Genomic DNA, 14,874 nt, shown 5'->3' with positions numbered 1-14,874 from the left:
CAATAAAATGACAGCAAAGATCGAGGGCGGCATCAACATCGCCATGAAGGTGCCCAGCCATCAATATGAAGCAACCATCGCCTTTTATCGCGATACTGTCGGCCTTGTGCCCATCACCGAAAAGGCGCCGGCGATCGGTTTCAAGCTCGGCCCCAACCAGCTTTGGATCGACGAGGCCGCGACGATGAGCCAGGCAGAGGTCTGGCTGGAACTGTTCACGCCCGATTCCACCGGCACGCTGCGGCAGTTGGCCGATGCCGGCGTGACCCGTTGCGACCCCATCGAGCCGCTCGGCGAAAGCTTCCGCGGTGGCTGGATCATGAACCCGGCCAATGTCGTGCACATGGTGCGCGAACCCGACGCGTGGTGAGTGCACAAGTCGCGATCTGAAAGTGTTGCCGGCGACGGACGCAATGCCCGCCGCCGGCCATTCAGCCTTGGTGCCTGCCGCCGTTCTCCTACATGCGCCATTTGTGCAGCGGCATGTTGAGGTCTTCGACGAGGGCGGAAAGCCCACCGCCGCATGGAGGTAGCTCCTTCGGTCACCTGTCAGATGTTCGGAATGTGGCGTAGCATCTGACGTGGTCACCCGAGGGATTGGGGGGCATTCATGGGCGTGGAGCGGTTTCGTACCGCAACGGGGTTCGTCGCTGTTCCAGCGGCGCTGGCGATGGCTCGCCCGCTGGCCATACTCGCCGCCCTGACACCGGCTTGGCCTCCACCCTCACAGGCCGCCGAAGCCGACACCGCAATCGTATTCGCGGTCGATGTCTCCGCATCCATCGATCCCGCCACCGCCGACTTGCAACGCGAGGGCCATGCCGCCGCAATCTCCTCGCCCGAGGTTATCGCAGCCATCGCGCGCACCCGTACCGGCTGCATAGCGATCACCTATGTCGAATGGTCGAGCCGCGGACAAATGCGCTCAGTGATGCCATGGACAAGCGTCTGCCGAGCACAGGACGCGCAGGCGGCGGCATCTGTCATCCGCAACGCGGGCGACAGGGGCTACGGATGCAATTCCTACTGCGCGACGTCCATTTCCTTCGCCATCGACTTGGGCGACCTGCTGTTCGACAGATACCCTGGAAATGCCTCCAGCAAGATCATCGACATCTCGGCCAATGGCACCAACAATGACGGCTTGCCCGTTGAAGTGAGCCGGCTGCGGGCAATCGCCAAGGGATGCACGATCAATGCAATCGCTCTGCCCGAAGTGATACGCGGCGTTCCGTACGATCTCACCCAGTATTTCGCCGACAATGTCATTGGTGGTCCAGGCGCCTTCGTCATTCCACTGACCAGCTCGAGCGACTATGCCCTGGCTCTTCGGTGGAAGTTGGCGAAGGAGATAAGCCTGTCCATCAAGTTCCCCGGCAAAGAAGTGCTCGCCCATCGGTGACCTCGTCCGTGAGCCGGACGCATGGTGAGCAAGGGCGTCTCTTGAAAATGCATCCGGCGGCGAGATGATCCGCCGCCGGATTTATTCAAAACATCAGTGCCTGTCGGCGTCTTGCCGCTTGCGGCGGTTGCGCTGCAGCATGTTGAGTCCTTCGACCAGCGCCGAAAAACCCATCGCCGCATAGATGTAGCCCTTGGGTACATGATAGCCGAAGCCGTCGGCGATCAGCGTCATGCCGATCATCAGCAAGAAGCCCAGCGCCAGCATGACGATGGTCGGGTTCTTTTCGATGAACTTGGCGAGCGGGGTGGCTGCCAGCAGCATCACCGAAACCGCAACGATGACGGCGATGTACATGATGCCGATCTCGTCGGTCATGCCGACGGCGGTGATGATCGAGTCGATCGAAAACACCAGGTCGAGCAGCAGGATCTGGAAGATCGCGGCACCCAGCGACAGCTGCAGCGTGCGCGAAACGATCTCGTCCTTGTGGTCCTCGGGATCGACCGAGTGGTGAATCTCCTTGGTTGCCTTCCACACCAGGAACAGGCCGCCGGCGATCAGGATCAGGTCGCGCCAGGAGAAGCCATGGCCGAAGGCGGTGAAGACAGGTGCCGTGAGCGCGACGATGAACGAAATCGTCGCCAGCAGCACAAGCCGCATGACGAGTGCCGCGCCGATGCCGAGCCGCCGCGCCTTGGCACGCTGGGCCTCCGGCAATTTGTTGGTCAGGATCGAGATGAAGATCAGATTGTCGATGCCGAGCACGACCTCGAGCGCGATCAGCGTCAGCAGCGCCACCCAGGCGGTCGGGTCGTTCATGAAACTGAGATACGGCGTCAGGAATTCGATCATCTTTGTGTCCCCTTAGTCCTTGTAAATAACAAACGAGCGGCCGCGAGGCCGCTCTAACATTTGCTGACGTGTTGCGGGCAAGTAGGTGTCCACCGGCCCCTCGTCAATGTCAGGACCAGAAGGAAGGTACGGTTTCTTCGAGCCGGGGGCCGCGACGCAATGGCGCGATCCGCTCGGCAAGACCCGTGCGGTCGGAGATGTCGACGCCGACACCGCAGATCGTCGCTGGCCCGTTGGCCGCCTCGAAGCGGCCCTTCGGCACCTTGGAGAGGAACCGGTTGAGTGGCTCCTCCTTGTCCATGCCAAGGGAAGAATCATAGTCGCCGCACATGCCGGCATCGGTCAGGTAGGCCGTGCCGCCATTGAGGATCTGGTGGTCGGCGGTCGGCTGGTGGGTGTGCGTGCCGACAACGAGGCTGGCGCGGCCGTCGACGAAATGCGCAAAGCACATCTTCTCGCTCGTCGCCTCGGCGTGGAAGTCGATCACCACCGCATCGGCCTGTTCGCCGAGCGGGCAGGCGGAAAGTTCGCGCTCGCCGGCCTGGAACGGATCGTCGAGCTCGGGATGCATGAACACCCGGCCCATGATGTTGGATACCAGGACGCGCGCGCCGTTCCTGGCGATGAACAGCCCCGAGCCTCTACCCGGCGTGCCCTTGGGAAAATTCGCGGGCCGCAGGAAACGCTCCTCGCGCGGCGCAAAGGCCAATGCCTCGCGCTGGTCCCAGACGTGATTGCCGGTGGTCACCACGTCGGCGCCGGCATTCAGCGTCTCGCGAAAAATCTCTTCGGTGATGCCAAAGCCGCCGGCGGCGTTTTCGCCGTTGACGATGACAAAATCGAGCCGGAAATCCGAAATCAGGCCAGGCAGCTGGTTCCACACCGCAGTGCGTCCGGCCTTGCCCACCATGTCGCCTAGAAAAAGAAGTCTCATGAAATCATCTACAATTCAGGGGCGAAGCTGCGCAACCCGCTTTCGGTCAGTATTTCGGGGATGATGACGTCGTGGTTTTCTTCGGGCACGCGCTCGACCTCCTGGCAATCGAAGGCGATGCCGATCAGCCTGGGGTGCTTGCCGGCATCGTTGAGCTTGGCAATCGCGCGGTCATAGTAGCCCGCGCCATAGCCGATACGGTGGCCGCGCGCGTCGAAGGCGGCAAGCGGCACCAGCATGATGTCGGGGTCCAGAACCTCGGCCTCCTCATGCGGCCCGACGGTGCCAAAACCCATGTCGACCATGGGCGCGCCACGCACCAGTTCGCGGAACTCGATGGTGTGCTTGTCGAGGATCGCCGGCAGGCAAAGCCTGGCGCCATGCTCGCGCAGCGCAAACATCATCGGCCTGACGTCGACCTCCGAGCGCATCGGCCAGAAACCGGAAACGATGGTGCCCGGCTCGATCGGAACGGTGTCGCGCGCGGTCTCGGCCATCTCCAGCGAGGCCTCGATGCGCCAGAACTGGTCGAGCGCATCGCGCCGGGCCAGTGCTTCCTTGCGCAGTTGTTTTTTCAGCGATTGCATCGTCATGGCGCCTTTATAAAAGCGTCAGGCTAGAAAAGGCCAGATCGCACGTGTGTTTCGATAGCGACTTCGACAAAGCGCTCGCCGCAGGAATTTGAACATGCCCGTTCATTTGGAAACGATCATCCGCCTGGCCCGCAACGGCGAACGTGCGCTGCTGGAAGATTTGCAGCGCCGATCTTCACTTGTCTCCGACGAATACCGCAAACAGCTTTTGGCCGATCCCGATGCGATCGACCTGCCGCTTGAGCAGATCGAAGCCGGGTACGTCCATGTCGCCGAATTGCAAGGCGCGGTGCTGGGCTTTTGCGTCGTGCTGCCGCGAGCCGATGGCGATGCCGAACTCGATGGGCTGTTCGTCGAGCCCGAGCATTGGAAGCAGGGCGTCGGCCGTTTGCTTGTCGCTCACGCTGAACGTGTCGCCACCGCCATGGGCGCCCGACATTTACGGGTGATCGCCAATCCCGAAGCGCTGGGTTTTTACGCCTCCTGCGCGTTCGAGCTGGTCGGCGAAGAGCAAACCCGCTTCGGCACGGCATTGACCATGCGACGACAGGTCGTCACCCTCTAGCTGTCACAAAGCCGAAATCGTTGTCGGATAATTGCGCGCCATGGCTGACCTCTATCCCGCGATCGAACCTTATGAACATGGCACGCTCGATGTCGGTGACGGCCACCGCCTCTACTGGGAGTGTTGTGGTGCGCCTGAAGGCAAGCCCGCAATAGTCCTGCATGGCGGACCTGGTTCTGGCTGCTCTATTGGAGCGCGGCGCTATTTCGATCCCGAGGTGTATCGTATCGTTTTGTTCGACCAGCGTGGTGCTGGGCGCAGCGTGCCTCATGCAAGCACCCCCGGCATCGATCTGTCCACCAACACGACCCAGCATCTGATTGCCGATATCGAACGCTTGCGACGCCATCTCGGCATCGAGCGCTGGCTGGTGCTGGGCGGCTCGTGGGGGTCGACGCTGGCCTTGGCCTACGCCCGGCTTCATGCGGAACGAGTCACCGAAATGGTGCTCAATGCCATCGCCACGACAACGGCGGGCGAGATCGACTGGATCACGCGTGGCGTCGGCGCGTTTTTCCCGGAAGCCTTCGAGCGGTTTCGTGACGCGGCGCCCGTGGAACATCGGGATGGCGATCTCGCCGATGGCTATCATCGCCTGCTGATGGATCCGGACCCAGATATCCATCACAAGGCAGCTCAGGACTGGTGCGACTGGGAAATGGCGATCGTTGCCATTCGCGGCGATCACAAGCCGCATCCACGCTACCAGCAGCCGGAGTTCCGGCTCGGCTTCGCCCGTCTTGTCACCCATTACTGGCGCAACCGTGCCTGGCTGGAAGACGGCGTGTTGATGCGCGATGCAAGCCGTCTCGGGCATATCTCCGCCGTGCTCATCCACGGCCGGCTCGACCTTGGCAGCCCGCTGGTCACGCCATGGAACCTGCACCGAAACTGGCCTGGCAGCGAACTCGTTCTGGTATCCGAAGCCGGGCACGACACACGCGACCCGGGCATGAGCGAAGCCATCGTCGCTGCCATCGACGGCTTTACCAGGCGTCGGTGACGCCCAGGGCCGGGCATTCGATGTTGGGAAAGTGACGATCCACACAACCGGTGGAGAAGTCGATCCCGGAGACCTACAAAGTAGGTGGGCGCCGTGTGAAAAGACCCACGGGTCTTCCCAGTGACAGCTCCCTAAGGATCGTTAAGGCCCCGGGGAAAATGCTCTCCTGCCGAGAAGCGCAGATCGTCACAGCCAATATAGGCGCTCCGGATGCGATGCGCCATGGCAATGCTGCGATCTGCGCAACGATATTTACGGCTGAAGCGTGAACACGGGTTTTGCTTTTTTGTTTCCTGGTGGCCTCGTCCATTTTCTACGTCGCATTCCTTCGCCCCCCCCCTCTGGCCTGCCGGCCATCTCCCCCACAAGGGGGGAGATCAGTCGCGTCGATGGTGGCGCTCATCCTGCAGGTTCGCAGGGATAAACGTTGTGACGTTGGCGATTGGCTGAGGCGCCGATGAAAGCATGATCTCCCTCCTTGTGGGGGAGATGGCCGGCAGGCCAGAGGGGGGTGCGAAGGACCGCGACACTGAAGGATCGCGACTGTCGCTACCTGTCAGCACTCCGCGTGGATAGACGCGCCTGTTTCTCCACGCCAAGGGGAGAAGGGACGTTGCGCTTGCCCCATCGCCCGCACCTCCCTAGTGTCCCCACCGACAGTATTTGGAGTTTCGCATGCGTTTTGAAGGAACGTCGGCCTATGTCGCCGACAAGGATCTGATGGTCGCGGTCAACGCTTCGATCGCGCTCGAACGCCCGCTTCTGGTCAAGGGCGAGCCGGGCACCGGCAAGACCGAGCTGGCCCGACAGGTTGCCGCCGGCCTCGGCCTCGAGATGATCGAATGGAACGTCAAATCCACCACCAAGGCGCAGCAGGGCCTCTACGAATATGACGCGGTGTCGCGCCTGCGCGACAGCCAGCTTGGCGACGGCCGCTTCAACGACATCAAGAACTACATCAAGCGCGGCAAGCTGTGGGACGCCTTTGCCGCCGGCAAGAAGGTCGTGCTGCTGATCGACGAGATCGACAAGGCCGACATCGAGTTCCCCAACGACCTGTTGCAGGAACTCGATCGCATGGAGTTTTTCGTCTACGAGACCGGCGAGACGATCCGCGCCGAGGTGCGTCCCATCGTCATCATCACCTCCAACAATGAGAAAGAACTGCCCGACGCCTTCCTGCGCCGCTGCTTCTTTCACTACATCCGCTTCCCCGACGTCGACACGCTGCACAAGATCGTCGAGGTTCATTATCCCGGCATCAAGCAGAGCCTGGTGCGCGCGGCCCTGACGCAGTTCTACGAGATCCGCGAGGTGCCGGGCCTCAAGAAGAAACCTTCAACCTCCGAGGCGCTCGACTGGATCCGCCTGCTCGTCGCCGATGATGTGGCGCCCGAAGACCTGCGCGCCGACCCCAAGAACGCGCTGCCCAAGCTGCATGGCGCGCTGCTCAAGAACGAGCAGGACGTTCATCTGTTCGAGCGGCTGGCGTTCATGGCGAGACGGCAGGGGTGATCGAATATCCTCGTTGAAGGGGACCCCCACCCCTAGCCCCTCCCCACAAGGGGGAGGGGGACTTTTCGGCATAGGCTGGATCCGGCCTTCAAAGGATTTGGCAGCAGCGATGATGAAGATCCCCCTCCCCCTTGTGGGGAGGGGTTAGGGGTGGGGGTAAGGGCGCCGCCGCCCGGACAACGCTTTCCGCGCTCTGGACCGTTGGCGACGCATCGCCGCTCGGGCAGGCTCCAGCCAACCAACGCGATTATGGAAAGCAGACGCCTGATGACCGACATCACGATTCGCCCGTTGCAGCTTGCCGATCATGCCGAGTGGCGGCGGCTGTGGACGGCCTATCTCGACTTCTACAACACCGTGCTGCCGGACAAGATCTACGAGATCACCTGGAAGCGTCTGTTTGCCGATGGCGAGTTCGAGCCCAAGGGCTTCATCGCCATTGCCGATGGCAAGGCTGTCGGCCTGACGCATTACCTCTACCACCGCTCATGCTGGGCCGAGGTCAACAACTGCTACCTGCAGGATCTGTTCGCCGACCCCGCCGCGCGCGGCAAGGGCGTCGGGGCGGCGTTGATTGCGGCGGTCAAGCAGGAAGCGGCCAAGATCGGCGTCAGCAACGTCTACTGGATGACGCACGAGACCAACGCCACGGCGCGCAAGCTCTATGACCGCGTCGCGCGGCTCACCGGATTCGTCGAATACGACCTGCTGTAAGTTACAAGTGAGGCATGGCGCGTCGCGCGCCGTGCCTCAGCCTGCGGTGTTCGCCACCCATTCGTGCCAGGCAGCCTCGCTGCCGCGGAACACGTTGAGGTCGATCTTGCCGTCGACGCCGTGCGACAGGCCCGAACCCGAATATTGCCAGAACACCCATTTGCGGCCCGGATAAACCTTCGAGGGATGCTGGGCGACGGCGCGCAGCCAGAACGGGTGGCTGAGGAATTCGCCTTCGAGATTGTCGGCGTAGAAATCGGGCGCGGTGTAGATGATCGGACGCTGGCCGTAGTGGCGCTCGAGCTTGTCCATGAAGACCTGCATCTTCTCCAGCGTCTTTGCGCGCGACAGGCGGCGTTTGCAGCTCGACTCGCCATTATACTCGACGTCGATCACCGGCGGCAGCGCGCCTGCCACCTTGGGCACGTTGCGGATGAACCAGTCGGCCTGCTCGCCGGCGGTGCGGCACCAGTAGAAGAAGTGATAGGCGCCGCGTTTGAGGCCGGCGGCTTCGGCGGCACGCCAGTTCTTCTTGAACATCGGGTCGAGATGGTCGCCGCCATCTGTCGCCTTGATGTAGGCGAAGTTGGCGCCTTGCGTGCGCAGCTTGGCCCAGTCGATGTCGCCCTGCCAGCGCGAGACGTCGACGCCGTGCACGGCCAGGTTCTTGGGCGAGGCCTTGCCGAAATTGATCGGCTTGGCGTCGCGGAAACGGCGGCCATAAATCTGGCCCGGCGCGAAAGGCGTTGCCCGCATCGGCCGTGATGGGGCAACCAGCGCGTTCGGCTTGGTCGCCGGCACAGGCATGTCTTCAAGTTCGAGTGCCGGTGCCATCGGTGCCTGAGGCATCGGCGTCGGCATTGCCATCGCCACCTCTACCGGCGGCGCGACCAACGTCATCGGTTTTGGCGCAGCCATGGCCTGTTGAGGCACGGCACGTTGCGCTGCGACAGGTGCCACATCGGCTGATGGAATCGGGCTCGCTGGCCGGGTGACCGAACTCGTCGTCTCGGACGATGTCCCTGCCTGCGCCATGAGGTCGCCCAAGCCGGAGCTTGAGGTGCAGCCGGCCAAGGCCATGCTGGCGAGAAGGATCGCTGACGCAGCTGAAAAACGCATTGTTACCCGTACGCAAAACAAGACCGACCGACGGCAAGACTCGGCCCCCGGACTCCACTGGTTTGAATTGCTAACGGGAAATTACCAAAAAAGACTGAATCTTATTTTTACCTTTGAGTGTGGCAGCGAAGCGACCCGCCGCCCGCTTCACCGGCTTGCGTGTCGCGCCGCGCCGAAGCAAAGTGCCCGACATGTTCATACCGTTTTTTCTCGAACTCAAGGCGGCCAAGGTCCCGGTATCGCTCAGGGAATATCTGGCGCTGCTCGAAGCACTTGATGCCGATCTCGTCACCTATGATGTCGAGGGCTTTTATTATCTCGCCCGCGCGACGCTGGTGAAGGACGAGCGCCATATCGACCGCTTCGACCAGGTTTTTTCGCACTACTTCAAGGGTGTCGAGGCGATTGCCGGGGAGGGTGCTGTCAATGTCGCCGACATTCCCGAGGAATGGCTGCGCCGGCTCGCCGAAAAGACGCTCAGCGACGAAGAAAAAAAACTTGTCGAGGCACTCGGCGGTTTCGAAAAGCTGATGGAGACGCTGAAGCAGCGGCTCGAAGAGCAGAAGGGCCGCCATCAGGGTGGCTCGAAATGGATCGGCACCGGCGGCACCTCGCCCTTCGGCGCCTATGGCTACAATCCTGAGGGCGTGCGCATCGGGCAAGCTGAAAGCCGCCATCGCCGTGCGGTAAAAGTCTGGGACAAACGCGAGTTCAGGAACTTCGACGATAGCGTCGAGCTCGGCACCCGCAACATCAAGGTGGCGCTCAAGCGCCTGCGCCGCTGGGTGCGCGAGGGTGCGGACGAAGAACTCGACCTGCCTGGCACCATCCACGCTACCGCCGACCATGGCTATCTCGACGTCAAGACGCGGCCAGAGCGGCGCAACGCGGTCAAGCTTTTGATGTTCTTCGACGTCGGCGGCTCGATGGACGACCACATCAAGGTCGTGGAGGAGCTGTTTTCGGCCGCGCGTGTCGAGTTCCGGCAGCTCGAATATTTCTACTTCCACAATTGCCTCTACGAGGGCGTGTGGAAGGACAATCGCCGCCGCCATCAGGAGGTGATCCCGACGCTCGACGTGCTCCATAAATACGGCCACGACTACAAGGTGATCTTTGTCGGCGACGCCTCGATGAGCCCTTACGAGATCGCCTATGCCGGCGGTTCGGTCGAACATTGGAACCCCGAGCCGGGGGCAGTGTGGCTGCGCCGGGTACTAGAGCAATGGCCCAACGCCGTCTGGCTCAATCCGACGCGGGAAAAGCACTGGGGCTACACCAGCTCGATCAAGATGGTCAGTGAGATATTCTCCAGCCGCATGTACCCGCTGACGCTGGCCGGGCTTGAAGCAGCAACGAAACAACTGTCGCGGAAACACTGATTCCCTTCACCGCGAAGTGATGCCCTGTCATCAGGCAACACTCGTAACTATCTGTGCGAAGAAAAATCGTGGGAGACCATAGCATGGACACCAAGACCTACCCCGTCACCCGCACCGACGCCGAATGGCGCGCGTTGCTTTCGCCCGAGCAGTATCAGGTGATGCGCCACCACGGCACCGAGCGGCCGGGAAGCTGCGCGCTGCTCTACGAAAAGCGTGCCGGCACCTTTACCTGCGCTGGTTGCGACCAGCCCTTGTTTGAATCCAAGCTGAAGTTCGAAAGCGGCACCGGTTGGCCGAGCTTCAACGATCCTGTCGAAGGCTCCGTCGAAAACACCGTCGACCGCAGCTACGGCATGGTGCGCACGGAATGCCATTGCGCGCGCTGCGGCAGCCATCTTGGCCATGTCTTCCCCGATGGCCCGCCGCCGAGCGGCCTTCGCTACTGCATCAACGGCGTGGCGCTGAACTTCGAGCCGGCGAGCTGAGCTTCAAAGCAGGCTGGCGAGGATGATCCATAAAGTGGCGCCGAGCTTTATCGTGCCGGCATTGGGCGTGCCTGCCATGTCTGCCGTGCGTAGCACACTGCCATAGAGGAACAGATTATACGGCAGCGGGATCAGGTGGACGGCGACCGCCATCAAGGCCGACATCTTGGCGGCCAGGATGGCCAGCGCAACGATGGTGCTTATGACATTGATCAGGCTGCCGACCGTGACCATGTCGCGCCAGAACAGCTGCCCGAGCGGAACCTCGCCGTTCCAGCGCCTGGAGAAGAAAGCCGGCAGGCCGCTCGGCCCGGCCAAAGGGTTGTCGGAAGGATGGAAGCGCCCGGTCTCTGTCATCGCCTGTGACCCCGTGCCATTGCCGCTCTTGCGACAGTCTAACCCTCAAATAGGGCATCATATCTGCCGCGTTTACAAGTGCGGCGAAAGTATCGTTCGCCATCATGGTGAACAGCTGCGGACGCGGCGAAGCGAAACCAAATTCTCAGCCTGATCGCCAATGCTCCAGGCACCCGGGGCCTCCGCGTGTCGTCTCGGACACGCGGAGAGCCGATGGTCGGTCTCAGACCATGCCAAGCGCGGCCTTGTACAGGTCGAGGATCGCCTCGGCCTCATCGCGTTCGGCCTGGTCCTGCTTGCGCAGGCGGATCAGCGTGCGGAGCGCCTTGGTGTCGAAGCCGGTGCCTTTGGCTTCGGCATAGACGTCCTTGATGTCGTCGGAGATGGTCTTTTTTTCTTCTTCAAGCCGCTCGATGCGCTCGATGAAGGCGCGCAACTGGCCGGCGGCAACGGTCTGGCTGGTGTCTGAAATTTCGTCGGCCATGGGGCACTCCGCAATTGTGATTGGGGCAACTGTGAATGGGAAAGCGCGACTCGGCGCGCCAAGGGCATTTCGGCCCGGTTCGATGCCTCATGATGGCAGGAGGGTCAAGGGGACGTGGCGGCGCAGCTGACACGCCGCAGCAGATTCTGCGTCAGTGGTCCTTGGGCCGGCTGGCCTCGAAGGCTGCTTTCTGCGCGTCCGAAGCATCCAGCTGGTGCTTGGCCTGCCATTCGGCATAAGGCATGCCGTAGACGATCTCGCGCGACGCTTCCTTGGACAGCTCGACGCCAGCCTCCTTGGCCGCATCGCTGTACCAGTTGGACAGGCAATTTCGGCAGAAACCGGCGAGGTTCATCATGTCGATGTTTTGGACGTCACTGCGCTCGCGCAGATGCTCCAGCAAGCGGCGGAAGGCAGCCGCCTCGAAATCGCGCTGCTGCGCTTTTGTCAGTTCGGCCATCTTGATCTCCATCACAGCGGCCCGGTGCGCGAGCCGAATTGCTTGACCTCATGTATATCGGCACGGCTGTTGATCGCGTCAACGATGGGGGCGAGGCGCTTGGCCCAATCGGTGGTTCCCCTGTCGTCGGCGATCAGGTCCTGCCGGATCTCGATCAGCGCATGGGCAAAGCCATTGACGATGGCGTGGCGGAACATGGTGTCGCCGCGCAATGCGCCGTCATAGGGCTCGTTGTCGCCGACAACGATATCAACATCTTGCGCCAGCATCTCGATCAGCGGCCAGGCGGCGCGGTGATCCATGTCCCACAGCACACCGGCATGCCAGGGCCTGGCGCGGCCTTGCATGACAGGCGTGAAGGAATGCACCGACAGAATGAAGGGGGTGGTGCCTGTCTGCTTGTGGACCGAGGACACCATGGCGCCGACAGCGTCGTGATAGGGCCGGTAGAAAGTGTCGAGGCGGCGCTCGCGTTCTTCTTCGGACATCGGATAATTGCCCGGAATGACCGAGCCGTCATAGAGCTGGCGGATCAGGGTCGGGTCGTCCTCGCCGCGATTGGGGTCGATCAGCAGCCGCGAAAAATTGGCCAGGACCGCCGGTGCGCCGGTGAGTGCCGCCAGCTTGCGGGTGACCTGCTCGGCGCCGATGTCATAGGCGATGTGGCGGTCGAACTCCTCGGGCGCCAGGCCGAGATCGCCATATTCTTGCGGCAGGTCACGGCGGGCATGGTCGCACAAAAGCACCATGCCCCTGTTGCGGTCGCCCTCGATGATCTCGAAAGGGGCAAAGATTGCTGTTCGCGTCATCGGCGGCAATTTGTCCTTCGGCAGGGCTTGGGTGTAGTTTCGTGGCCGTCCCTGATGTGGGGATATGTGCTAACGCCGTTGTTTTGCCAACCTTTTTTCGAATATGCCAGATGGGGCAGCAAATCATGCCGGCCAAGCGCATCTAAATCGATTGGATAAGCGCTGTGCCATGCGTTGACATGCGCCTGATCATTGCCGAAAAGGGCACCAGAAAATGCAGAATTCGTCGAAGAGGGGCTTGGGGATGGAATTTGCCGGGAGGCCGCGCGCACGCTCAGCCTTCGCAATGCTCTTCCTTTTCCTGGCAATTCCGCTGTTTACGTCAGTCGCAGCGACCCCGGCACATGCCGATTTCAGGGTCTGCAACGCGACCCAGAGCCTTGTCGGCGTCGGCATCGGCTATCGCGCCAAGGCCGGCTGGATCACCGAAGGCTGGTGGCACATCGAAGGTTCCACCTGCAAGACGCTGATCGAAGGCCCGCTGTCATCGAGGTTTTATTATCTCTATGCAGAAGATGCCGAGCGTGGCGGACGCTGGGATGGCCCCATCAACATGTGCGTGGCTGAAAAAGAGTTCAAGGTTGCCGGCGTCACCGATTGCGTGGCGCGCGGTTTCCAGCGCGCCGGCTTCCAGGAATACGATACGGGCGAACAGGCGAACTGGATGGTCCAGCTCACCGACGAGCCCGCAACGGGTGGCGCTGCAGCCGCCTCGGGAACGAACCCTCAATGAGACGTAGCCGCAAGGTCAAGATACTCGCAACTCTCGGTCCTGCCTCCTCCGACGAGGTCATGATCCGCAAGCTCTTCGATGCGGGCGCCGACGTCTTCCGCATCAATATGAGCCATACCGACCACGATTCGATGCGCACGCTTGTCGGGCGCATCCGCAAGGTCGAAGAAGCGGTGGGCCGTCCCATCGGCATCCTCGCCGACTTGCAGGGACCCAAGCTCCGCGTCGGCAAGTTCGCCAACGGCAAGGAAGAGCTGACCGTCGGCCAGACCTTCACGCTTGACGACAATCCCGAGCTTGGTACCGCGACCCGCGTCCACCTGCCGCATCCCGAGATCCTCAAGTCGGTGCAGGAAGGCCATCGCCTGCTCATCGATGACGGCAAGCTTGAACTGAGGGCGGTGAAGACCAACGGCAAGTCGATCGTCTGCACGGTCGTTGCCGGCAACAAGATTTCCGACAAGAAGGGCGTCAGCCTGCCCGACACCGACCTGCCGGTCGGCGCGCTGACCGAGAAGGACCGCAGGGACCTCGACGCAGTGCTCGAGACCGGCGTCGACTGGGTCGCGCTGTCGTTCATCCAGCGCCCTGAAGATCTCGCCGAAGCGCGCAAGATCGCCCAGGGCCGCGCGCTTTTGATGTCCAAGATCGAAAAGCCGCAGGCTGTGGCGCGTCTGGCCGAGATCATCGAGCTTTCCGATGCCTTGATGGTTGCCCGTGGCGACCTCGGCGTCGAAATGCCGATCGAATCGGTTCCGGGCATCCAAAAGCAGATCACGCGTGCCGCCCGCCGCGCCGGCAAGCCGGTGGTTGTCGCCACCCAGATGCTCGAATCGATGATCACCGCACCGGTGCCGACCCGCGCCGAAGTCTCCGACGTGGCAACCGCCGTGTTTGAAGGTGCGGATGCGATCATGCTGTCGGCCGAGTCGGCAGCGGGCCAGTACCCGGTCGTGTCGGTGGCGACGATGGACCGCATTGCCCAGCAGGTCGAAAAGGACCCGACCTATCCCGGCATCATCAATGCCCAGCGCTCCGAGCCAGAAGCAACGGGTGCTGATGCCATCTCGCTTGCAGCGCGCGAAATCGCCGAGACGCTGAAGCTTGCGGCGATCGTCACCTACACCGCTTCGGGCACCACCGGCCTGCGCGCCGCGCGCGAACGGCCACGGGTGCCGATCATCGCGCTGTCGCCGATCCTCGACACGGCGCGCCGCCTGTCGCTGTTGTGGGGCACGCACTGCGTTGTCTCGCCCGATGCCGTCAATCTCGACGACATGGTCGAACGCGCCTGCAACGTTGCCTACAACGAGGGTTTTGCCGCCGCCGGCGACCGCGTCATCATCACCGCCGGCGTGCCGCTCAGGACGCCGGGCTCGACCAACATGCTGCGCATTGCTTACGTTGGGCCGGAAGGCAAAGGCAGTAGATAAGGGAATAGGGCAGTAGCGAGCAGCCGCT

General features: G+C 62.1%; 18 protein-coding genes and 1 other RNA gene. 10 read left to right on the top strand and 9 right to left on the bottom strand.

Annotated elements, in window-relative coordinates; genetic code table 11:
* Window positions 1-7: 7 nt before the first annotated feature.
* Together AC1RTB_RS16460 and AC1RTB_RS16455 are read left to right on the top strand one after the other, a co-directional pair.
* Window positions 8-370, top strand: coding sequence for a hypothetical protein (locus AC1RTB_RS16460; protein ID WP_492879755.1), 363 nt, complete (start codon window positions 8-10; stop codon window positions 368-370).
* A 300-nt stretch (window positions 371-670) separates the two neighbouring features.
* Window positions 671-1,402, top strand: a complete 732-nt coding sequence (locus AC1RTB_RS16455; protein WP_492879756.1) for a DUF1194 domain-containing protein — start codon at window positions 671-673, stop codon at window positions 1,400-1,402.
* Window positions 1,403-1,495: 93 nt separating this feature from the next.
* Here the strand turns inward: AC1RTB_RS16455 and AC1RTB_RS16450 are convergent, their stop codons facing one another.
* The 3 genes from AC1RTB_RS16450 to AC1RTB_RS16440 form a co-directional block, all read right to left on the bottom strand.
* On the bottom strand, window positions 1,496-2,257 hold the full coding sequence (locus AC1RTB_RS16450; protein WP_492879757.1) for a TerC family protein: 762 nt from the start codon (window positions 2,255-2,257) through the stop codon (window positions 1,496-1,498).
* A gap of 109 nt (window positions 2,258-2,366) precedes the next feature.
* Window positions 2,367-3,191 (bottom strand): TIGR00282 family metallophosphoesterase, encoded by an 825-nt coding sequence (locus AC1RTB_RS16445; RefSeq protein ID WP_109578178.1) that lies wholly within the window; start codon window positions 3,189-3,191, stop codon window positions 2,367-2,369.
* 8 nt (window positions 3,192-3,199) lie between these two features.
* Complete coding sequence (locus tag AC1RTB_RS16440) at window positions 3,200-3,784, bottom strand: 5-formyltetrahydrofolate cyclo-ligase (protein WP_492879758.1); 585 nt, start codon at window positions 3,782-3,784, stop codon at window positions 3,200-3,202.
* A gap of 106 nt (window positions 3,785-3,890) precedes the next feature.
* Here AC1RTB_RS16440 and AC1RTB_RS16435 point away from each other — a divergent pair, with 106 nt between their 5' ends.
* Together AC1RTB_RS16435 and pip are read left to right on the top strand one after the other, a co-directional pair.
* Complete coding sequence (locus tag AC1RTB_RS16435; protein WP_492879759.1) at window positions 3,891-4,349, top strand: GNAT family N-acetyltransferase; 459 nt, start codon at window positions 3,891-3,893, stop codon at window positions 4,347-4,349.
* Window positions 4,350-4,389: 40 nt separating this feature from the next.
* Window positions 4,390-5,352, top strand: a complete 963-nt coding sequence (pip, locus tag AC1RTB_RS16430; protein WP_492879760.1) for a prolyl aminopeptidase — start codon at window positions 4,390-4,392, stop codon at window positions 5,350-5,352.
* A gap of 32 nt (window positions 5,353-5,384) precedes the next feature.
* Here pip and ssrS read toward each other — a convergent pair.
* A non-coding RNA gene (gene ssrS / locus AC1RTB_RS16425) (6S RNA) lies at window positions 5,385-5,540 on the bottom strand.
* A gap of 487 nt (window positions 5,541-6,027) precedes the next feature.
* On the opposite strand from ssrS, the gene AC1RTB_RS16420 reads away from it, so the two are divergent.
* A complete protein-coding gene (locus tag AC1RTB_RS16420) occupies window positions 6,028-6,867 on the top strand; it encodes an AAA family ATPase (RefSeq protein WP_492879761.1) in 840 nt (279 codons plus the stop codon).
* A 267-nt stretch (window positions 6,868-7,134) separates the two neighbouring features.
* Window positions 7,135-7,581: a GNAT family N-acetyltransferase gene (locus AC1RTB_RS16415; protein WP_492879762.1), complete on the top strand. Its 447-nt coding sequence runs from the start codon at window positions 7,135-7,137 to the stop codon at window positions 7,579-7,581.
* A 36-nt stretch (window positions 7,582-7,617) separates the two neighbouring features.
* Here AC1RTB_RS16415 and AC1RTB_RS16410 read toward each other — a convergent pair whose 3' ends face one another.
* A complete protein-coding gene (locus AC1RTB_RS16410; RefSeq protein WP_492879763.1) occupies window positions 7,618-8,700 on the bottom strand; it encodes a glycoside hydrolase family 25 protein in 1,083 nt (360 codons plus the stop codon).
* Window positions 8,701-8,891: 191 nt separating this feature from the next.
* Between AC1RTB_RS16410 and AC1RTB_RS16405 the strand changes: the two genes are divergently transcribed.
* Window positions 8,892-10,082, top strand: a complete 1,191-nt coding sequence (locus AC1RTB_RS16405) for a vWA domain-containing protein (protein ID WP_492879764.1) — start codon at window positions 8,892-8,894, stop codon at window positions 10,080-10,082.
* An 83-nt stretch (window positions 10,083-10,165) separates the two neighbouring features.
* Window positions 10,166-10,570 carry a peptide-methionine (R)-S-oxide reductase MsrB gene (gene msrB / locus AC1RTB_RS16400; protein WP_492879765.1) on the top strand — a complete coding sequence of 135 codons (405 nt, stop codon included), beginning with the start codon at window positions 10,166-10,168 and terminating at the stop codon, window positions 10,568-10,570.
* Between the two features lie 3 nt (window positions 10,571-10,573).
* Here the strand turns inward: msrB and AC1RTB_RS16395 are convergent, their stop codons facing one another.
* The 4 genes from AC1RTB_RS16395 to AC1RTB_RS16380 form a co-directional block, all read right to left on the bottom strand.
* Complete coding sequence (locus AC1RTB_RS16395; protein WP_492879766.1) at window positions 10,574-10,927, bottom strand: hypothetical protein; 354 nt, start codon at window positions 10,925-10,927, stop codon at window positions 10,574-10,576.
* 223 nt (window positions 10,928-11,150) lie between these two features.
* Window positions 11,151-11,411 carry a DUF2312 domain-containing protein gene (locus AC1RTB_RS16390; RefSeq protein ID WP_492879767.1) on the bottom strand — a complete coding sequence of 87 codons (261 nt, stop codon included), beginning with the start codon at window positions 11,409-11,411 and terminating at the stop codon, window positions 11,151-11,153.
* Between the two features lie 151 nt (window positions 11,412-11,562).
* Window positions 11,563-11,871: a DUF1244 domain-containing protein gene (locus AC1RTB_RS16385; RefSeq protein ID WP_492879768.1), complete on the bottom strand. Its 309-nt coding sequence runs from the start codon at window positions 11,869-11,871 to the stop codon at window positions 11,563-11,565.
* A gap of 11 nt (window positions 11,872-11,882) precedes the next feature.
* On the bottom strand, window positions 11,883-12,680 hold the full coding sequence (locus AC1RTB_RS16380) for an N-formylglutamate amidohydrolase (protein WP_492879769.1): 798 nt from the start codon (window positions 12,678-12,680) through the stop codon (window positions 11,883-11,885).
* A 244-nt stretch (window positions 12,681-12,924) separates the two neighbouring features.
* Here AC1RTB_RS16380 and AC1RTB_RS16375 point away from each other — a divergent pair, with 244 nt between their 5' ends.
* Both AC1RTB_RS16375 and pyk read left to right on the top strand, forming a co-directional pair.
* Complete coding sequence (locus AC1RTB_RS16375; protein WP_492879770.1) at window positions 12,925-13,413, top strand: DUF1036 domain-containing protein; 489 nt, start codon at window positions 12,925-12,927, stop codon at window positions 13,411-13,413.
* The gene (pyk, locus tag AC1RTB_RS16370; protein ID WP_492879771.1) at window positions 13,410-14,846 is read left to right on the top strand and encodes a pyruvate kinase; all 1,437 of its coding nucleotides are present in this window, start codon (window positions 13,410-13,412) and stop codon (window positions 14,844-14,846) included. The genes AC1RTB_RS16375 and pyk overlap by 4 nt, the downstream gene beginning before the upstream one ends.
* The last annotated feature ends 28 nt before the right edge of the window (window positions 14,847-14,874 follow it).

Source organism: Aminobacter sp. GW821-FHT11F06 (assembly GCF_058808215.1).
This window is presented reverse-complemented; position numbering and strand designations above follow the sequence as displayed.